The sequence below is a fragment of the Collinsella aerofaciens genome, assembly GCF_028207065.1.
GTDB lineage: Bacteria > Actinomycetota > Coriobacteriia > Coriobacteriales > Coriobacteriaceae > Collinsella > Collinsella aerofaciens_AR.
Genome location: NZ_JAQLFP010000007.1, coordinates 53,176 through 73,242 on the forward strand (window position 1 = coordinate 53,176; position 20,067 = coordinate 73,242).

Here is a 20,067-nt window from a genome sequence, read left to right on the forward strand (position 1 = left end):
AGTGTCGCTGGGACACCCGGGCTCGTGGAAAGGGGCTAATCCTTATTCGGACTTAAGCGGAAACTGCGGCGGAAGCGGTATTGCTCTCATCCTCGTCGGTCCAAGCGTGCTTAGGCATGGGACGGAAGATCTGGAAGAGCATCGCAACCAGCAGAACGATGGCCACAACCGTCCAGATACCAAACTGGCCAAGGACAAGCAGGTTGTAGAACTGGTTGATGAACAGGCCGATGACCCAAGCGAAGGCGCACTCGTAGCCGATGGCAATCGCGGTCCACTTGCCGGAGTCCATCTGGTTGCGGATAGTGCCCATGGCGGCAAAGCACGGGGCGCACAGCAGGTTGAATGCGCCAAAGGCAACGCAAGCGCCCATAGTCGGGAACATGCCGGCAAACGCGGTCCACAGGCTCGGGTCGGTCTCGGCGGCGTCGGCAACGGACAGCAGCGAGCCGGCGGTGGCGACGACGTTCTCCTTGGCGACAAGACCAGAGACGGTCAGCGCGGTGGCCTGCCAGGTGCTAAAGCCGAGCGGGGCGAAGATCCAAGCGACCAGGTTACCGAGCATGGCGAGCACGGAGTAGTCCATGAACTCCTCGGGGATGCCGTCCATCGCGGGCAGGAAGCCAAAGGAACCGTTGTAGCTACCAAAATTGGAGAGGAACCAAACGACGACGGTGGACGCGAAGATGACCGTGCCGGCCTTCTTGATAAAGGCCCAGCAGCGCTCCCACACATGCAGCGCCCAAGAGCGGATCGCCGGGAAGTGATAAGCGGGCAGCTCCATGACAAACGGAGTCGGGCGGCCGGCAAAGAGCTTGGTCTTCTTGAGCATGAGGCCCGAGGCGATGACGGCAAAGACGCCCAGGAAGTAGAAGAGCGGACTGATCCACGCGGCGGTGGTGGAAGAATCGCCGATGATGGAACCCATGAGCAGGGCGATGATCGGCAGCTTGGCGCCACAGGGAATGAATGTGGTGGTCATGACCGTCATGCGACGGTCCTTCTCGTTCTCGATGGTCTTGGTGGCCATGACGCCGGGGACGCCGCAGCCCGAGGACACGAGCATGGGGATAAAGGACTTACCGGACAGGCCAAAGCGGCGGAACACGCGGTCCATGATAAAGGCGACGCGGGCCATGTAGCCGCAGTCCTCCAGGAAGGACAGCATCACGAACAGCAGGAACATCTGCGGCACAAAGCCGAAGATGGCGCCCAGACCGCCGACGATACCGTCGCAGACCAGCGAATCGACCAGGCCACCGTCCTCGGTGCCGCCCGCCACAAGGGCGTCGTGCACCATGGTGGTAATACCGGGGACATAGGGGCCGTACTGTGCCGGGTCGACCGAGTCGGCATTGTCGCCCGCAGCCTCGACGGCCGCGTCGTAGGCATCGCGGCCCTGACCGAGCACGTACCAACCGTCGGTACCGAAGAGCTGGTCGTTGGTGAAGTCGGTCACCGTGCCGCCCAGGGTGGAAACGGCGATGTAGTAGACGCAGAACATGATAACCACAAAAATCGGCAGGCCCAGGATACGGTTGGTAACCACACGGTCGATCTTCTCGGAAGTGCTCATCTTGGCCGGAGCCTTGGTGAGGCACTCGTCGATAATATGGGCAATCACGCCGTAGCGCTCACCGGTGATGATGGACTCGGCATCGTCGTCGCAGTCCTGCTCGCACTGGGCGACCAGCTGCCCCACGCGAGCAGCCTTCTCCTTGGTGAGGTTAATAAGCTTGCAGGCGTCCGCATCGCGCTCGAACAGCTTGACGGCGTAGTAGCGGCGCTTGTTGGCGGGAACGCTCGCCGGCAGGTTGTTCTCGATGTGGTCCAGAACGTCCTCGATGGAGGAATCGAACTTATGCTCCGGCACCTGGCCCTTGGAAGCGGCAGACTTCTTGACCTGCTCGAACAGCTCCGTGATACCCTTGTTCTTAAGGGCCGAAATCATCATGACCGGGCAACCGAGCTTTTTGGAGAGCTTGTCCGTGTCGATCTTATCGCCGTTCTTCTCGACCAAGTCGGCCATGTTGAGGGCGACGACTACGGGCAGGCCGGTCTCGATAACCTGAAGCGCCAGGTACAGGTTGCGCTCGAGGTTAGTGGCGTCAACCACCTGGACAACGACATCGGGCTCGCCGCTCATGAGGTAGTCGCGCGAGCATTGCTCCTCGGGGCTATAGGGCGAAAGCGAGTAGATGCCAGGGAGGTCCGTGATGGTGACGCTCTTGTCGCTCAGGAGCTTGGCTTCCTTTTTCTCAACCGTGACGCCCGGCCAGTTGCCAACGTAGCCGTTGGCGCCGGTGATCAGGTTGAAAAGCGTGGTCTTGCCGCAGTTGGGGTTACCCGCCAGCGCGACATGGATCTGAGAATCCGCCATTCAATCCTTCTTCCTTGTGTGCCCGCGCTGCTTTCTCCGCGCGAGCTGGATAATGTGCTTCAAAGTTGCTGCATTAAGTTAGAAAAACCTAACTTTATCTGCAGAAATATGCGCAGCGGGTCCTTACTGGACCTCGACGACGGCCGCCTCCTCCTTGCGGATAGAAAGCTCGTAGCCGCGCACGTTGATCTCGACCGGATCGCCGAGCGGTGCGACCTTTACGACCTTAAACGACGTGCCCTTAATGAGCCCCAGGTCCATAAGGTGGCGGCGCAGCGCACCCTCACCGTGAAGCTTGACGATGGTAGAGCTCTCGCCCACCTTAACGTCACCCAACGTCTTCATGTACTTGTCCCCCTTTCAGTTTTTGCGGAATGTTGCGAACTAACCGACGGTCATGATGTGCATGGCGACCTTGGAATCGATGCCAAAGCGTGCGCCCAGCACGGTGACGATGATATTGGCGCCACTCGAGCTCACCACGTGGACCTCGCTGCCCTCGACAAAGCCGAGGTCTTTGAGGTGGTGCTTCATGTCCTCATTGCCTTTTACACGAGACACGCGCACGGTTTCGCCCGCTTTTACCATCGAAAGCGGCATAGCCGGCATCTGCGGTCCGCAAGACATGAATGAGCTCCTAACGTCGGTTCGTCCTCAACATCGACGCAGCAAAAGTTAACCACGTCTATGTTCGCTATAGTAAACTAGCACGTGGTTAACTTTTTGGAAAGGGTCCTATTCAGTTTTCGAAAAAGTTTCCTATATGAAACAAAAGGGCGCGGCAAAGGACCATCCTTTACCACGCCCTGTCATGCTTAGAGCGAGAGGTTTCTAATCGATGTGACGCAGGAAGCCTCGTCTACGCCCGAAACGCGGAACACGATATCCTCGCCGCACTCACCGTAGAGAGCCATGAGCCCCATAACGTCGCGACCATCCGTGTGGCGATCGCCGATACTGACTGACACATCGCTACGATGCTTGGCAATGATGTCATATAGCAGCGCAACCGGGCGGGCATGAAGTCCCAACGGATCTTTAATCGTCTTTGTAAACTCGACCATGTCCCCTCCCGCGGCATCGCACATTCGGCCGGCAAAACCCAGCCACGTGGTAGTTATTGTACCGTTAGATGCTTGTCGAGAGCTCCTCTGAACACCTCGTGGGCAAAAAGTGGCAAATATGAGTACTGTCACCGATTTAGTAGCAGCAAAATCGAGAGCAAATTGCCTACTTTGAGCGATTCGAAGAGGTTGAAAGCCGTCAAACGCCCTTTAAAGGGGGTTATAAATTGATTTTGAGGTGGCGCGCGCAGACGTGGTGTAAGAGCGTCCCGAGGTCCGTCGCTGCAAGTCCCGATGTTACTCCTTCTTGAGACCGCGCCTCTCGACTATCTCGTCCACTATCTCCCTGGCGCGCCGCCCGAGCGCGCGGCGCCTCCCCTCTGTCGGGGCCGGCCTGTCCGCGGGCTCGGCGAAGCCCTCGGCGGCCGAGGCCTCGGAGAACACGCGCTGCTGGGACCACTGTCCCTCGGTCTCCATGAGGCTCGCGCACGTCAGGCGCAGCATCGACTCCCTCGAGGGGAAGGACTGCACGACCCTGTAGCGGCGCTTGATCTCGCGGTTGGCGCGCTCCTGGACGTTGTTGGTGCGGAGCTTGGCCCAGTGCGCCCTGGGGAAGGCCGTGAACGCCAGCGCGGAGTCCTCGGCCTGCTCGAAGACCTCGCCGGCCCTGGCGGACACCGACGCCACCCAGGGCGCCGCCTCGGCCCACACGCAGCGCGCGAGGTCGGGGTCGTCCTGGTAGACCGCGGCGCGCACGAGGTCCCTGACGGCCGCCTTGGAGTCCTCGGGCCTGCCCGAGCAGGCGCTCTGGAGGTTGCGCCGCAGGTGCGTCACGCAGCGCTGCCAGGCGCAGCCCTGGAACAGGCGCGAGACGGCGGCCACGAGCCCGGCGTGGCTGTCGGAGACCACGAGGCGAACGCCGGCCAGCCCGCGCTCGCGCAGCCCGCCGGGGAATGCCGCCCAGGAGTCCTCGCTCTCGGTGTCGACCACGTCGCAGCCCAGGAAGTGCTTGCGCCCGTCGGCGCCCAGCCCGATCGCGGTCACGACGCCCTGCGAGACGACCGACGAGCCGACCCTGCAGCTCATGTAGGTAGCGTCGAGCCACAGGTAGCAGCACGGCGTGCCCGACAGGTCGCGGCGGCGGAACTCCGCCACCTCGGCGTCGAGGTCGGAGCAGAGGCTCGAGACCTCCGAGCTCGACAGCGAGGATATGCCCAGCTTGGACGCCACGCGCTCGACCTTGCGGGTGGACACGCCGCATACGTACATCTCCTGCACGATGGCGGCCACCGAGGTGTCGACGCGCGACCATCGCGCGGGCATGCCCTCGGGGCAGTAGGTGCCGTGCCTGAGCTTGGGTATCTCGAGCTCCACGTCGCCCACGGCGGTCTTGAGCGACCTGGGGCGGTAGCCGTTGCGGCTGTTCTCCCTGCCGTCGCTGCGCTCGTTGCGGCTCGCGCCGCACATCTGCTGGGCCTCGGAGTCCATCAGCGCGTTCATCACGCTGCCCAGCACCCTGCACGCGAACTCGCGCGCGTCGCCGCACTCCTGCCAAAGCCTCGCCGCCTCGAGGGCCTCGTCGCGGCCGAGGCGCAGTACACTCTCTTCTTGGGGCATCGCCTTTCCTTCCATTCGTCACCTTCATTACTCCAACGACGAATTCTAGGCGGTGTCCCCTCCCTTTCAAGAAAGGGCGGAGGCGGGGCATGCCCCGCCTCTTACACCACATCTCTGCGCGCTACCGATTTTGAGCCCGTTTTTGCTCAGAACAGGCCGAAAAATATGACACCTCTTTTGCAACAGTACTCATATTTGGCATTTTTTGACCACGGGGTCCAAAACCATGCCCCAAAACACAAAAGGAGGGGCCTCGTAAGGCCCCTCCTTAGGAAAGGGAATCGATTTATTCCACAGCCGTAGATTAATCCTAGCCGCTACTCCATCATGTCAAGGACGGAGGGGCGCAGCTCGCTCTCGGCGGCCTCGGGATCGGTCTCGCGCAGGCGGTTGATATAGCGGTTGTACCACATCACGGCAAGGCCCAGGAAGACAACCACACCGCCAACGTTGTAGACCAGCGTCAGCCACAGAGGCTGATCGAGCGGAATGGTGCCGCAGATAAGCACGAAGCAGAAGACCACAAGCAGGAATGCAGCAATGGCCAGGCCAAAGGTACGCGAACCCATGCGGAAGCCACGGGGAGCAGCGTCGAAGTTCTTGCGCAGCATAAAGTAGGCAAGCAGGATCAGCAGCGGCGGGAGCAGAGCGGTGGCAGCCGTCATGTTGGTGACGATCATGAGCAGGTCATCGAGGTTACCAGAGCCCAGGGCCGGGATAATCAGGATGGGGACGACGATAGCGAACTGCAGCCAGGCAGCGCGGGCGGGAATACCATGCTCGTTGAGCTCGACGATCTTGCTACCAAAGACACCCTTGGGGATCTCGGTGAAGAAAACCTTGATGGGAGCGGAGGTCCACATCATGAGGGAGCCCAACGTGGCGGCAAGAAGGATCAGGCCAATGACGCGCGTGGACACTTCCATGGGAATGCCAAAGTGGGCAAAGACAGCGCCGAATACGTCGAAGATACCGGTGGAGATGGCAACGCCGCCCTCGGGAATGAACAGGTTGACCAGCAGCGAAGCGCCTGCGTACAGAAGGCCGATGGTCAGGCCGGCGATAACGACGGTGCGCACGAAGGCCTTGACGCCGCCCTTAAGGTCGTTAAGGAACACGCCGACAGACTCAGCGCCGCCAACGCCTTGGATGATCCAGGCAAGCGTACCGAAGAAGCCCCACATAGTTGCGAAGTTGCTCGTGTCGGGAGCCATGTTAGCGGGGGTAGGAGCCGTAGCGAACTCGACGCCGCCAAAGGCAGCAGCCAGGGACAGCAAGATGAACACGGCAGTCAGGCCGAGAGCCGCGGTCGAGCCGAAGGAGGAAATGGAGCCGATCCACTTAGCGCCCTTGGTCGAAACCCACGTGGCGATAGCAAAGACGACGATCTCGATAATGGTGATCCACAGCTGCGAGAGCTCGGCATTGGCACCAAAGAACACGTAGCTCGCGTAGATGATGACGTTGGGCAGGACGGACGCAAAGTAGAACAGGCTAACGAACCAGTAGCTAAATGCCGTCAGGAATGCCCAGCGACCGCCCATCGAGGTCTTGACCCAGGCGTACACGCCCGACTCGGAGTCCTTGTTAAGGCCGACGAATTCGGCGGTAACCAGGGTATAGGGGACAAAGTACAAAAGCGTAGCGAAAAAGAACGACGGCGCAGCTGCCAAGCCGATGGCCGCGTTGTTGTTGATGATGTTCTTGATACCGAACACGGCGGCGACCGTCATGCCCAGCAGAGCGAACGAACCAATCGTTCCTCGTTTTTCAGAGCTCATAAGCCCTCCCAATCATCCGTTATATCTCATCTAAAACCGTCCGGACTGCAAGCGCAATCGTGGACGGCGCACCTGCTAAGGGGAATGGGGAAAAGGGAGTCAACAAAGCCATCCCCCTTAACGGCGCGAAGCAAACGCCCAAACGGACGAATACTACTTGTTGGGGAAGGAATAACCTTCAACCGTCACGTGCAGTACCACGACGCGGGAATCCGCGGCATCGGCCACGACACGGTAGGCCTCGTCAATTTCGACGACGGCAACGCCGCCGGCGGGAATCGTCACGGTCTCCCCCGCACCCTCAAAGCGCTCGCGATCATCGATATCGCTGTAAGCGCGGATGCAGGTGAGGTCTGCCTTGGGGGCAACCTCGACGGTCAGGTCGCCGTCGAGCGGAGCGAGCACGGCATGGTAGCGACGGTGACCGACCAGATCGGCAGTAGCCGCCTCGTGAGCGTTCACCCACCAATACACCAGCGAGTCGCCGATGGAGTACGCCACGTCGTGCTGCAGGTCGGCAACGCCATCGAGCGCCTGGCCGGTGCGCACCCACTTCTTGACGGACTTCATCTGAGCGTCGAAATCGGCGCGCGAGTTAAAGACATGCATGACTTATGCCTCCTTAATGGGTGCCAGCGCCTGAGCCAGATCGGCAGACGTCAGCGGTCGCAGGGACACCTCAAAGCTGAAGCTCTCAAAACGGGTGCGGTAGGAATCGAGTACCTCGGAACCCCAAGAGTTCGAGCCAAGGCCGAGCAGCTGGTCGTTGATGTTGACCGTGACCGTGTCGCCCTTGACAAGGTCGTAGACGTGCTTGGCGTTATCGATGGCCTCGCAGCTATAGGGCCATGCCGAGAACGAGAACGGGTTGGAGGCGGCGTCAGTCGGACGAGTCACCAACACGCCGTCACCGTGACTGGAGCGCAGGGCAACCCAGCGGGTACCCTCACGGTTGGCGCAGTCCTGAGGCATAACGTAGGGCGTGAACATGTCGTCGACCGTAGTGCGGTAATGACCAACTGGGTTGGCGCGCAGCGAGTCCGGATAGTTCTCGCCCGGGCCGTGGCCATACCACTCGACGGCACGATCACAACCGGGGACCTCGAAGGAGATGCCGATGCGCGGGATGATATCCGAGTAATCGCCGTAGGGCTCGCCGGAAACCTTGAGGTCGACGCGACCGCTCGGAAGCACGGTGTAGACGAGCTCGACGCGCATGCCGAACGCGCGGACGGGAGGAGCGATACGCTGGCTCACGGTAACGACGACCGCATTGCCGTCCTGCTTCCAAGAAACCTTGCGGGTAGACGTCTGCATCACATCGATGAAGTTGTCCTTCCACAGGGAGTCATACTCCTGAGCGTGGTTGTCGACGAGCGGATGCCAAAAACCAACCTGGGGACCAGAGGACATTACGTCGCGGCCGGATGCCTTCCACTCGCTCACGGTACCGTTGACTTTGCTGAAGGCCAGCTCGCCGTTGAGGGAGTGAATGCGGATCTCCTGCTCGGTCTCCTCGACCGTAAGCTCAGGACGAGCGGGGGCGGCGATGGCCGGCGCCGGATGGTTTGCGATGGCAAACTGGCTTGCGCCCAGCTGGAACATCGGCTCGCACCAGGCGTGAGCCGCCATGGTGTAGGCGCGCACGGTCAGCAGGGTCTCGCCTACCGCGGCCTCGCGAATCACCAGTGGCAACTGGACGGATTCGCCGGGAGCCACCGCGCCGGGCATAAGCGTCTTGCGGCACACTACATCGCCGTCTACCAGGGTCTCCGCCGACAGGCAGACATCCTCGAGGGTAGTAAACCAGCGCTTGTTCGTGACGGTCAGCTCGCCCGCCTCGGTGTCATAAGCCATGCGAACCGGGCAGATGACCTGGCCATACTCAGTGAGGCCCGGGCTCGGCTGCTGCCAAGGGAACACCATGCCATCGATGCAGAAGTTGCTGTTGTTGGGGTAATCGCCGTTGTCGCCACCATACATATCGTAAGCAACGCCGTCCTCGGTCACAGCAGCCAAACCGTGGTCGCACCATTCCCAGATAAACTGGCCTTGGATGCAATCCCAGCGATCGAAGACCTCCTGGTACTCGGACAGGCCTCCGGGGCCATTGCCCATGGAGTGGCCGTACTCGCAGTTGATGCGCGGCTTGGGGAACGGATGCTCACCAAAGTCGTTCATCTGCGACACACGGGAGTACATCGTGGAAATGACGTCGACGGTATCGGCGTTGCGGTCCTCCTCGTAATGGACCGGACGATCATCGAGCTCGTGAGCCTTGGCGTACATCGCGCGGATGTTGCAGCCATAGCCGCTCTCGTTGCCCATCGACCACATAATGATGCAGGCGTGGTTGCGCTCCTGCATCACCAGGCGCTCAATGCGGTCGACGTAGGCCGGCTCCCATGCCGGGTCGTCGGTGACCAGGGCGATATTGCCGATATTCTCGAAGCCGTGACTCTCCATATCGGTCTCGGCGACCAGCATGATGCCATACTCATCGCACAGCTCGTAGAAGCGCGGGTCATTGGCATAGTGAGAGGTGCGCACCGCGTTGATGTTGTGTCGCTTCATGAGCTCCAGGTCACGGCACATGCGATCGAGGCCCACGGCGCGGCCCTTGTGATCGTCGTGATCGTGGCGGTTGACGCCATGCATCTTAAAGTAGGTGCCGTTGAGGTAGATATGATTGCCCTCGACCGTCACCTCGGCAAGGCCCTGGCGATGCGGAACGTACTCGCTGACCTCGTCACCGTCGTAGACCTCAAACGTAAGGTCATAGAGGAAGGGGTCCTCGGGGTTCCAGAAGTGGGCATCGGCAACGCTGCACTCGGCATGGCCGTCGACGCACTCGCCCGTAGCGACCACGTTCTCGCCATCGCTGAGCGTAAACACGACGCGGGTAGCGCCCTCGGCCACCGTATCGAGCGTGATCAGAGCGGCATCGCCCTCGCGGTGCGTGCGGAACCTAAAGTCGACCAGGTGCGCGGCGGGACGCTGCATAAGGTACACATCGCGGAAGATGCCCGAAGCCCACCACATGTCCTGATCCTCGATATAGCTGCCATCGCTGTACTGCAGGACCTTGACCGCAAACAGGTTGTCGCCCTCGACGAGCGCGTCGGTCACGTCGAACTCGGCGGACAGACGCGAGCCCTTGGTCATGCCGATAAACTGGCCGTTGACGTACAGCTCGCCATAGCTCTCGATGCCGTCGAAGCGAATGATCTCGCGGGCGCCGGCAGGAACGGCGGGAAGGTTGACGATGCGCTGGTAGACGCCCGTGGGGTCGTCGGAGGGAACGAACGGCTGGTCCACCGGAAACGGGAAACCCTCGTCGGTATAGGCAAGGTTGCCATAGCCGTCTACCTGCCACAGGTGCGGAACCTCCACGTGATCCCACTCGGACTTGTACGTGGAGAGCTCCTCGTTGGAGACGGCAGCAGGCCCCTCAAAGAGGCGGAACTGCCACGAGCCAGACAGCTGAACAAACCCGCGCGACAGCTCGCGGCTGTACGTAGCAGCGAGATCGGCGGTCTCATAACCCATAAAGTACGCATGGGGTGCCAGGCGGTTCCTGTGGGTGAGCGCTTGGTTTTCCCAATCGTTAATGGCGTCCATGGTGATGCTCCTTCGTCATCGTAGTGATTCTTGTGCAACCGGTTGTCCTTATCTTACGGGCGATGCAAAAAACTGTGCAACCGGTTGTCCGCTGAACGGTCGATTTGGCCGGATTAACGGTGCAACCGGTTGTACAACCGCAACACTTATGTCACCCTGAATATCGAAACTCAACGCAAAACATCGTTCTTAAGCTCGTAGGCAACCGCCACGCCCGCTGATATCTCACCCACACGAGACGTATTCGATTGCGGCTTGGTTGCAAAACGACACCTGTCACCGGATATCATGAACGCTGTTCAGGTGCACTATAGTAAGCTGTATCCGCACCAGCCCGTATCAGTGACAACATCGACCGCATTTTCCAGGAGACGCCATGACCCAGCCAGTTCGCACCGCACCTACGCTTGCCGAGGTTGCCGCAGCTGCCGGCGTGTCGCGCTCCACGGCATCGCGCGCCCTCAACGATTCGCCCCGCATTAGCGAGGAAACCAAAAAGCGCGTCCGTGCGGCGGCCAAGAAAGTCAATTTTGTCCCCAACGCTCGCGGCCGAGCGCTCGCTGTCGGGCGCACGGAAATCATCGCCGTGCTCGTGACCGAGCCCCTGAGTGAGCTCTTCAGCGACCCCACCTATAGCGAATTTTTGAGCGGCATTACCGAGGAACTGTCGGAGTCGTCCTATCTGCCCGTTATCTTGCAGGCGTCTTCTACGCATGAGCGCAACCGCGCACGCGAGCACTTTGAGCGCCGCTCGTTCGACGCCGTGATCGACGTCTCCCCCTACAAGGGCAGCGAGCTGCTCGAGGTGCTGCGCGAGCTGGGCGTACCCACCGTGTTGTGCGGCCAGCTCGAGGGCCACCCCTATCGCGATGTGTTCTCGACAGTCTACTCTGACGACGAAGAGGGTGGACGCTTTGCGGCACTCGCTATGAAAGAGCGCGGGCGCAAAGATATCGTCGCCGTGTTGGGACCGCAAGACAACCCCGCTGTTGTCGACCGCCTGCGCGGCTACCGCACCGTCCTGGGCGAAGAGCTCCCAGGCGCAAACGTTATCTATACCGGCTGGAACAGCGGAGACGGTTATCAGGCCATGCACCAGATCCTCGCGCGCGAGATTGCTTTCGATGGCGTGCTCTGCGGATCGGACCGTATCGCGGCTGGCGTCATCACCGCACTCAACGAGGCAGGCCTATCTGTTCCGGCGGACGTTTCCGTCGTCGGCTTCGACGATCACGAGATTGCGGCGCGCTGCGTCCCCGCACTCACGACCGTCCGCCAGCCCCTGCGCGAAGAAGGCCACATGGCCGCCAACATTGCGCTCGACATGATCAAGGGCGCCGAGCCCACCACCTCCGTGATGCACATGCAGCTCGTTCAGAGAGACTCGCTGTAGGAAACTGGGCCGGGCTTTTCGCCAGACAGTTGTTGCGGAAAGCCTGCCCCGTTTTGAGCGCTCATTCTGGGGCACAGTTTCCGTTAGACCGCTCAAGCGGAAACTGTGTCCCATTATTTTGCCGAATTCTGGGTCGCGCTTTCCCAGAGGACCCCCTTTGGGAAAGCGCGACCCGTTCTGGACGCAGATTCCGGGACGTACTTTCCGCAACGCCCGGTCATCCCATGCCCCCACAATCTCGGCGTATAAAAAACGAGGGAAGGCACGTGTCCTTCCCTCGTTACGGGCAATATGTAGCCGCTTGCCTACATCAGGCGCAGGCTGACGTCCTTGAGCTGGGCGCCAGAAACGGCACTCGGGGCGCCTGACATAAGGTCGGAGCCGCTGGCCGTCTTGGGGAACGCCATGACGTCGCGGATGGAGTCGGAACCGGTGAGCAGCATGCACACGCGGTCCAGGCCAAGAGCGAAACCGCCCATCGGGGGCGCACCAAACTTGAGCGCCTCCATGAGGAAGCCGAACTGCGACTCGGCGCGCTCTTCGGTAAAGCCCAGGAGCTTGAGCATGGACATCTGCATCTCGGCGTTGTGGATACGCATACCGCCGCCGCCGGCCTCAAAGCCGTCCATGACAAAGTCGTAGGTGCACGAACCGGCTGCCAACGGATCGGCCTCGATCTTGGCGATGTCGGTCTCGGTCGGCAGGGTGAAGGGCTGGTGCTCGGCTGCATAGGCCTTGCGATCCTCGTCCCAGTGGAACAGCGGGAAGTTGACGACCCACAGGAAGTCGTGGCCCTCGCGCTTGATCTCGAGCGCGTTGGCCATGTGGGAACGCATGCCGCCCAGGATCTCGTCGGAGAGCAGGCGCGGGCCGGCGGCAAACATCACAAGGTCGCCGGGCTCGACGTCCATGCGCTCGCGCAGAGCGGCCATCTCCTCGTCCGAGAAGAACTTGACGATGGGGCTGTTGATGGAGCCGTCCTCGCGGAAAGCGATCCAGGCAAGGCCCTTGGCGCCAAACGTGGAGGCCACGCCGGCAAGCTTATCGATCTTGGCGCGAGCCCAGGCACCGGCACCCTTGGCGTTGATGGCCTTGACGACAGAGCCCCCCTCGTTTGCGGCAGTCGCAAAGACCTTGAACTTGGAGTTGGCAAAGATGTCGGTCAGGTCGACCAGGTGCATGCCATAGCGGGTATCGGGCTTGTCGGAGCCATAGGTGTCCATGGCCTCCCAGTAGTTCATGCGACGCAGCGGCGTGGGCATCTCGACGCCCATGCGGCCGAAGGCATCGGCCAGGACCTCCTCGAGCGCGCTCATGACGTCGTTCTGGTCCACGAAGGACATCTCGATATCGACCTGGGTGAACTCGGGCTGACGGTCGGCACGCAGGTCCTCGTCGCGGAAGCACTTGGCAACCTGGTAGTAGCGCTCGACGCCACCGACCATAAGCAGCTGCTTCAGGAGCTGCGGAGACTGCGGCAGGGCGTAGAAGTTGCCCGGCTGGATACGGCTGGGGACGATGAAGTCGCGGGCGCCCTCGGGCGTGGACTTGAACAGGGAGGGCGTCTCGACCTCCATGAACTCACGGTTGTGCAGCGCCTCGCGAATGGCAAAGGTAAAGTCGGAGCGCAGCTTGAGGTTGGCCATCATCTCGGGACGACGGAGGTCCAGATAGCGATAACGCAGACGGGTGTCCTCGCTGGTCTCGATACCGTCCTCAATCTGGAACGGCGGGGTGACCGACGTGTTGAGCACCTCGGCATGATCGGTCAGGACCTCGATCTCGCCGGTCGCGAGCTTGGTGTTGGTGGTCTCCTCGCCACGGGCGCGCACGACGCCGTGAATCTTGATGGGCCACTCGGGACGCATGGTCTCGGCGATCTTAAAGGCATCGCCGTCGGAGTGCTCGGGGTCGAAGGTGAGCTGCGTGATGCCCTCACGGTCGCGAAGGTCGCAGAAGATAAGGCCGCCGTGGTCGCGGCGACGGCTCACCCAACCGGTGAGGGTGACCTCTTCGCCCACGTTCTCGAAGCGAAGCTCGCCGCAGGTACGGGTGTGCATGGAATGCTCATCGATGGGACGGGTCTGGCTCATACCAGTGATCCTCCTTTATGGATCTGTGCCGCCCCGTGTCGTTCCGGGCGGCGTCGTACAGATTTGCCCAGCCTGCGTAAACCGCGCAGCCAGACATGGCGTTCTATCTTATCGCACTCGCGTCGATGTGCCGCGAAAAAGTGGCTCCTGCCCAAAGACTTGACGGAGACGAAACAATTGACGCGCCGCGACACCCGCCCGCGCTCGTCACGTGCGACAATATGCCCCAATAAAACAGCACTCGGAAAGGCCCACCATGACTGCACGCCTCATCGTTATGGATATCGACTCCACGCTCATCAACCAGGAAGTCATCGACCTGTTGGGCGAGGAGGCCGGCGTGGGTGAGCAAGTTGCACAGATCACCGAACGCGCCATGCGCGGCGAGCTTGACTTTAAGCAGGCGCTCGAGGAGCGCGTGGGGCTGCTTGCCGGCCTGGACAAGAGCGTGTTCGAGCGCACCTTTGAGCGCGTGACGTTTACCCCCGGCGCGCTGGAGCTTGTGCGCTCGGCACACAGCAAGGGCTGGAAGGTCGGCGTGGTGAGCGGCGGTTTCCACGAGGTCGCTGACAAAATCGTGGCTGCCGCGGGTATCGACTTCTGCCTGGCCAATCGTCTGGAGGTCGTGGACGGCAAGCTCACCGGTAAGTTGGCTGCCGACATTGTGACCAAGGAGTCCAAGCTCATCCAGCTGCTGGACTGGGCAGTTGAGTGCGGCGTCGATATGGCCCACACCGTCGCGATCGGCGACGGTGCCAACGACATCCCCATGATTCAGGCCGCGGGCACGGGCATCGCGTTTTGTGCCAAGCCCAAGACGCGCGAGGCCGCCCCGTTTGCCATCGACGAGCGCAACCTGATGCTCGCCATGGACATCATCCTGCGCGACTAGCCAATCCGTCTAGCAATTGAATCAGTCTGTCCTATAGTTTCCGAACAATTCTGTCTAAGTGTTCGGAAACATACCCTTTGAGTGCTAGACTTTGCGCCGTCGAAGGGAGCATATATGGATAAGCGAGATCTTGAGCAATTGCTGAGCGATGTTGCCGGCGGGGCAGTCACCCCTGCCGACGCCCTCACGCGCATCCAGACGGCTCCGACCGCCGATTTGGGCTTTGCGCAGCTCGATCTTTCGCGCGGGGTGCGCCAGGGAGCCGGCGAGGTTGTCTACGGGGCCGGTAAAACCGCCGATCAGATTGCCGCCATTATCGAAGCACTGCGCGATGCCGGCCAGGAGCGCATCCTGGTCACGCGCCTGGATGCCGAAAAAGCCGCGCGCACCGCTGAGCTTCTTGGCAACGGCATCGACCTGGGATATGTCCCGGACGCACAGCTCGCCCTCGTGGGCGGCAAGCCCTCCCCTACCGGCAACGGACGCATCGTCGTCGCCTGCGCCGGTACGAGCGACCTGCCCGTCGCCGAAGAAGCCGCGTTGACGGCCGAGTTCTACGGCAACGAGGTCGATCGCCTCTACGACGTGGGTGTCGCCGGCCTGCACCGCCTGCTCGCGCATGCCGAGGAACTTGCTCAGGCGCAGGTGATCATCGCCATTGCCGGCATGGAGGGCGCACTGGCGAGCGTTGTCGGCGGCCTGGTGAGCTGTCCGGTCATCGCCGTTCCCACCAGCGTGGGCTACGGCGCAAGTTTTGGTGGCGTAGCCGCGCTGCTCGCCATGCTCAACTCCTGCGCCAGCGGCGTTTCGGTCGTCAATATCGACAACGGCTTTGGTGCCGCCTACCAGGCAAGTCTTATCAATCATCTGAGCGCCGGCACGCCCTGCGCCCGTTAAGGAGCATTCCATGTCCAATCATCAGCACACGCTTATCATCGACGGCACCTCGGGCATCAGCGGCGATATGACCGTCGCGGCCCTGCTCGACCTGGGCGCCAGCGAGGAGCACCTGCGCGAACAGCTCGCCACGCTGCCGGTCGACGGCTTTACGATCGCCGTCACACGCGTAAGCAAGCATGGCATCGACGCCTGCGATTTCGACGTCCAGCTTGCAGAGGAGCTCGAGAACCACGATCACGATATGGCCTGGCTCTACGGCAACGAAGCAGCTGCCGAGCACACGCACGAGCATGAGCACCACCATCATGATCATGGCGAGCACGAACACGAGCACTGCCACGAGCATGACCACGACCACGAGCATGACCACGACCACGAGCATGACCACGACCACGAGGGTCACCATCACGCCCACCACCATCACCACCGTTCTTTGGCTGACGTCACCGCCATCATCGATGGCTCGCAGTTAAGCGATGGCGCCAAGCGTCGCGCCCTCGCCATTTTTTCCGTACTCGCCGCTGCCGAGGCCAAGGCTCACGGCAAAACGCCCGAGACCGTCATGTTCCACGAGGTGGGCGCCGTCGATTCCATCGTCGACGTCTGCTCTGTCGCCATCTGCCTCGATGACCTGGGTATTGAGGACATCGTGGTCGAGTCGCTCTCCGAGGGTCACGGTACCATCCGTTGTGCCCACGGTCTCATGCCCATTCCCGTCCCCGCTGTCGTCAACCTGTGCCAGGCGGGCAATATCGCCCTCACGCCCGCACCAGTCGCCGGCGAGCTTGTGACGCCCACGGGCGCCGCCATCGTCGCCGCACTGCGCACGTCCGAGCACCTGCCGGCCCGCTACCGCATCGAGGCCGTCGGCTACGGCGCCGGCAAGCGCCCCTACGAGGGTTGCTCCGGCACGCTCCGCTGCCTGCTCGTTGACGCGGACGCATAGCCATGGATGCCCGCAAGGCAAAAAGCCGCGCTGCCATCGTTGCGGCGTTCTCCGAGCTGCTGCGCGAAGAGGACTACGGCAAGATCACCGTCGGCGACATTATCGCTCGCGCCCATGTGGGTCGGGCCACGTTCTATGGCCTCTTCAAGAGCAAAGATGACCTACTGTCCGAACTCGTGAGCGACATCTGCACCCACGCCCTCGACGACGATGGCACACCGCTCGATGATCCGCTCGTACAAGTCGAGCATATCCTCAACAACCTCTGGGAACGCCGCCAGGGCGTACGAGCCCTCGTAGCCGGCGCCGGCTCACGCGTCTTCGCCGACTGCCTACGCAAGACCATCATGTCACGAGCAGCCGAAACCGTCCCCACCGACCCAAACGGCCCCGCCGCCACCATGGACCGAAGCTTCCTACTACACCACATAGCCTCAAGCTTCGTAGGAATGGTCCAATGGTGGGCCTGGCACAACTTCCAAGCCGACAAAGCCGACGTAGCCAAAGACTACCTATCAGCCATAAAGCCTCTCTTCACCTAAGTAAGAAGCTCATCCCAAAGCATCACCCCAACCCAGGGCGCCACGCATCCCAAAGTGTCAACAACAGCTCAACGCCCCTATCAGCAACAAGCCCCTCCCATCCAAATTCAGATATATGTTGGGTTGCTTGCTCGAGCGCAGCAAAGATCCCACAGCTGGCCGCATGGGGTAACTTCCCAGCGCATTCCGCAGGACGCAAAAAGGCTCGCCGCACGAAGTGCGCAGCGAGCCTTTTTGCATGTCCGAGGACGCGCTGGGAAGTTACCCCATGCGGCCAGCGGACAACTATGTAGCCTCAGACTAGAACATGCCCAAGAAGCCATGCACAAACAGCGCGGCCACAATAGCACCGACAAACGGCGCGATGCCAGGAACAAGCAGGCCGTACTTCCAGTTGTTGTCAGCCTTGTTCTTAATCGGCAGCACCTGATAGGCCATGCGAGGACCAAGGTCACGCGCCTGGTTCATGGCGAAGCCGGTGATGCCGCCCATGCCCATGCCGACAGCCCAAACGATCAGGCCGACGCAGATTGCGAGCATCAGAACGTTCTCGCCGGCGCGGCTAGCGGCAGCAAGGATGGCGCTGATGAACACGAAGGTGCAGATAGCCTCGCAGAAGAAGTTACGAGCATAGTTCGTGCCCTCGGTGGTGGGGTTGGTCGAGAAGATGTTGCGCTGGGCAATGGGGTCGACGACGTCCTCGGAAGCCTTGAACTCATCGGCATACATAAACCAAGCGATCACGGCGCCCACAAAGCCGCCGAGCATATCGGCAAGCATGAAGGGGATGCAGTTGCCCCACGGCACCAGGCCGACGATGCACTGGGCAAGCACCATGGCGGGGTTCATGCACACAGCGCCACCAAAGACAAACAGGCAGACCGAGATGCCAAAGGACCAGGTGGTGATGGCAAACATATGGCCGGAGCCCTGATACTTGGTGCCCTTAAGCACGGTATCGCAGTGAACACCCACGCCAAAGACGATCATGAGGGCCGTTGCGCCGAATTCGCAGAGGAGTTTGGTAAGCATAAAACCTTATCTTTCTTGTCGGTTATAAACGATTCGTTTAAGCCGCGCGCTAGTGCTGTGCGACAACAACACCCAGGCCATCGGGGATGACGGCGACCTTGGCATCGGCACCCTTCATCTCAAAGGCGAGCTTGAGCGCTTCCTCGATAGTGTTGACCGGCGTCATGTGCATATCCTTGAGCATCTGGTGATCGCACAGGTCGGTGACCATGATCACAGGGTGATGTGCCAGGATGCGGGCAAAGATCTGGCTCGTCCACTGATCGGGCAGGGTCTCGTCCTTAGGACGATCGATGCAGGCGCGCTCAAACTCTGCCGGATCGTTGTCGGCGATGTTGTGATAGAAGCCCTCGCCGCCGTGACCGTCGGCACAACCGGCGACGTCGATGATCACACCGCCCTCGGGAAGCGTGGCCTCGGCAGCGCACATGCCCTTCACAGCCTGATAGATGTTCTGGTCGAGCGGGTAGCCGCCGTTGGTGGTGATGGCAATCTCGCACTCGACGGGCTCAACGCCGGCAAGGCTCTTCACGAACTCGCAGCCGGCCTCGTGCGCCTTGTGGATGTCGCCGGCAAAGGAGCCGATGACCTCGTGCTTGCCATTGAGCACCACGTTGAGCACAAAGGCAAGGTGAGCCATCTCGGCGGCGGCGAACATGTCCTCACTCACGTGGTTGTGGCACAGGTTGCCGGCACGCGAGTGGGAATCGTTTACAAACTGACCATTGTGGTTGTACATGATGGTCTTGTAGCTGGCAATGCCGGGCAGGACGGACTTGCGGCTACCAGAGAAACCGGCAAAGAAGTGCGGCTCAATAAAGCCCTAGGCAAGCAGCAGATCGCAATCGGCGGCAATCTTGTTGATGATGCACTCGCCACCAGAAGGCAGGGTGCCGATCTTTTTCATCATGCTGTCGTCAGTCGCAACGTGCATAACGATTTCCTCGTTAGCGACGATCTCCTCGCCGTACTTGTTAACGAGTTCCTCGTGCGTCGAGGGGCGATGCATGCCGGTCGCGACCAGGATGCGCACACGCGCCTCGGGAGCGGCAGCGTGGATGTGATGCAGCAGAATAGGCATCGTCACACGCGAGGGAACGGGACGCGTATGGTCGGAGCTAATGATGACGATATCCTTCTTGCCAGCACAAAGCTCCTCGAGCGAAGGCGAGCCGTAAGGGTTGGAAAGCGACTCCTCCACCAGCTCTTCCTGCGATTTCGTGGTCTTAAACTCGTTTTGATGACCTTCCATCACACCCGCGAAGTTCTTATCCTCGAGCTCCAGATGCAACGTCTTGTGGTCAAACGGCAGTTCACATTCAAACAATGACGAGCGCCCTCTTCCTTTCAACTGACACACTAGATAAACCGTTGGAAGGATACGCCGCTCACCGAAAAACACCACCGTCCACCGACTCATTAACACAACGTTCATATTTGACCCACAACAAAACAACCGCGATCCCAAACGGGACCGCGGCCGCTACAGTCATAAGTCGAGAAGCGCCACATGCATCTCAAACCCGATCGATAAGACGCGAGGCGCAAAGCGCACTTTAATCTCTTCAGCCCCAATCCCAGAAGACCGAGGACAAAGAGGCCCGACGGGTTTCCCTCTGAATGCATTCCGCAGCACGAAGCCCCTTCCAAACGCGCGAAGCGCACTATATTCCCTCAGCCAGTATTCCGCCGAAGACAGGACATCGCAGGGGCTGCCGTATGTTTACTTTCCGGCGCACTCCGCAGGACGCAAGAAGCCCTCGCCGCACGAAGTGCGCAGCGAGGGCTTCTTGCATGTCCGAGGAC

The 20,067-nt window shown here is 60.9% G+C and carries 16 protein-coding genes and 1 pseudogene; 5 read left to right on the forward strand and 12 right to left on the reverse strand.

Going from position 1 to position 20,067, the window contains the following annotated elements; translation table 11 throughout:
* Positions 1–52 precede the first annotated feature (52 nt).
* The 8 genes from feoB to PMX72_RS03395 form a co-directional block, all read right to left on the reverse strand.
* Positions 53–2,380 carry a ferrous iron transporter B gene (gene feoB / locus PMX72_RS03360; protein ID WP_271729060.1) on the reverse strand — a complete coding sequence of 776 codons (2,328 nt, stop codon included), beginning with the start codon at positions 2,378–2,380 and terminating at the stop codon, positions 53–55.
* A 123-nt stretch (positions 2,381–2,503) separates the two neighbouring features.
* Positions 2,504–2,725 (reverse strand): FeoA family protein, encoded by a 222-nt coding sequence (locus tag PMX72_RS03365; protein ID WP_006234774.1) that lies wholly within the window; start codon positions 2,723–2,725, stop codon positions 2,504–2,506.
* A 39-nt stretch (positions 2,726–2,764) separates the two neighbouring features.
* Positions 2,765–3,007 (reverse strand): FeoA family protein, encoded by a 243-nt coding sequence (locus PMX72_RS03370; protein WP_271729059.1) that lies wholly within the window; start codon positions 3,005–3,007, stop codon positions 2,765–2,767.
* 188 nt (positions 3,008–3,195) lie between these two features.
* Complete coding sequence (locus PMX72_RS03375) at positions 3,196–3,444, reverse strand: HPr family phosphocarrier protein (protein WP_035136856.1); 249 nt, start codon at positions 3,442–3,444, stop codon at positions 3,196–3,198.
* 297 nt (positions 3,445–3,741) lie between these two features.
* Positions 3,742–5,061 carry an IS256 family transposase gene (locus tag PMX72_RS03380; RefSeq protein WP_271729058.1) on the reverse strand — a complete coding sequence of 440 codons (1,320 nt, stop codon included), beginning with the start codon at positions 5,059–5,061 and terminating at the stop codon, positions 3,742–3,744.
* Positions 5,062–5,378: 317 nt separating this feature from the next.
* Positions 5,379–6,842 carry an amino acid permease gene (locus tag PMX72_RS03385; RefSeq protein WP_271729057.1) on the reverse strand — a complete coding sequence of 488 codons (1,464 nt, stop codon included), beginning with the start codon at positions 6,840–6,842 and terminating at the stop codon, positions 5,379–5,381.
* A 153-nt stretch (positions 6,843–6,995) separates the two neighbouring features.
* Entirely contained in the window at positions 6,996–7,451 is a 456-nt protein-coding gene (locus PMX72_RS03390) for a NanQ anomerase/TabA/YiaL family protein (protein ID WP_271729056.1), read from the reverse strand.
* A 3-nt stretch (positions 7,452–7,454) separates the two neighbouring features.
* Positions 7,455–10,463 carry a glycoside hydrolase family 2 TIM barrel-domain containing protein gene (locus tag PMX72_RS03395; RefSeq protein ID WP_271729055.1) on the reverse strand — a complete coding sequence of 1,003 codons (3,009 nt, stop codon included), beginning with the start codon at positions 10,461–10,463 and terminating at the stop codon, positions 7,455–7,457.
* A gap of 376 nt (positions 10,464–10,839) precedes the next feature.
* Here PMX72_RS03395 and PMX72_RS03400 point away from each other — a divergent pair, with 376 nt between their 5' ends.
* Positions 10,840–11,856: a LacI family DNA-binding transcriptional regulator gene (locus PMX72_RS03400; RefSeq protein ID WP_271729054.1), complete on the forward strand. Its 1,017-nt coding sequence runs from the start codon at positions 10,840–10,842 to the stop codon at positions 11,854–11,856.
* 305 nt (positions 11,857–12,161) lie between these two features.
* Here PMX72_RS03400 and aspS read toward each other — a convergent pair whose 3' ends face one another.
* Complete coding sequence (gene aspS, locus PMX72_RS03405) at positions 12,162–13,949, reverse strand: aspartate--tRNA ligase (protein ID WP_271729053.1); 1,788 nt, start codon at positions 13,947–13,949, stop codon at positions 12,162–12,164.
* A gap of 256 nt (positions 13,950–14,205) precedes the next feature.
* Here aspS and serB point away from each other — a divergent pair, with 256 nt between their 5' ends.
* The 4 genes from serB (at position 14,206) to PMX72_RS03425 (ending at position 17,229) form a co-directional block, all read left to right on the forward strand.
* Positions 14,206–14,841: a phosphoserine phosphatase SerB gene (gene serB, locus PMX72_RS03410; protein ID WP_117799989.1), complete on the forward strand. Its 636-nt coding sequence runs from the start codon at positions 14,206–14,208 to the stop codon at positions 14,839–14,841.
* 114 nt (positions 14,842–14,955) lie between these two features.
* Positions 14,956–15,738, forward strand: coding sequence for a nickel pincer cofactor biosynthesis protein LarB (gene larB / locus PMX72_RS03415; RefSeq protein WP_271729052.1), 783 nt, complete (start codon positions 14,956–14,958; stop codon positions 15,736–15,738).
* Between the two features lie 10 nt (positions 15,739–15,748).
* Complete coding sequence (gene larC / locus PMX72_RS03420) at positions 15,749–16,687, forward strand: nickel pincer cofactor biosynthesis protein LarC (protein ID WP_271729051.1); 939 nt, start codon at positions 15,749–15,751, stop codon at positions 16,685–16,687.
* Between the two features lie 2 nt (positions 16,688–16,689).
* A complete protein-coding gene (locus tag PMX72_RS03425; protein WP_271729050.1) occupies positions 16,690–17,229 on the forward strand; it encodes a TetR/AcrR family transcriptional regulator in 540 nt (179 codons plus the stop codon).
* A gap of 300 nt (positions 17,230–17,529) precedes the next feature.
* Here the strand turns inward: PMX72_RS03425 and larD are convergent, their stop codons facing one another.
* From larD to PMX72_RS10345, 3 genes and pseudogenes are all read right to left on the reverse strand, one after another.
* Positions 17,530–18,261 (reverse strand): D/L-lactic acid transporter LarD, encoded by a 732-nt coding sequence (larD, locus tag PMX72_RS03430; RefSeq protein ID WP_117647965.1) that lies wholly within the window; start codon positions 18,259–18,261, stop codon positions 17,530–17,532.
* A 49-nt stretch (positions 18,262–18,310) separates the two neighbouring features.
* Positions 18,311–18,919 carry a nickel-dependent lactate racemase family protein gene (locus PMX72_RS10340; RefSeq protein ID WP_465038279.1) on the reverse strand — a complete coding sequence of 203 codons (609 nt, stop codon included), beginning with the start codon at positions 18,917–18,919 and terminating at the stop codon, positions 18,311–18,313.
* Between the two features lie 48 nt (positions 18,920–18,967).
* Positions 18,968–19,696, reverse strand: a pseudogene (locus PMX72_RS10345) (lactate racemase domain-containing protein); the annotation flags it as partial.
* Between the last annotated feature and the right edge of the window lie 371 nt (positions 19,697–20,067).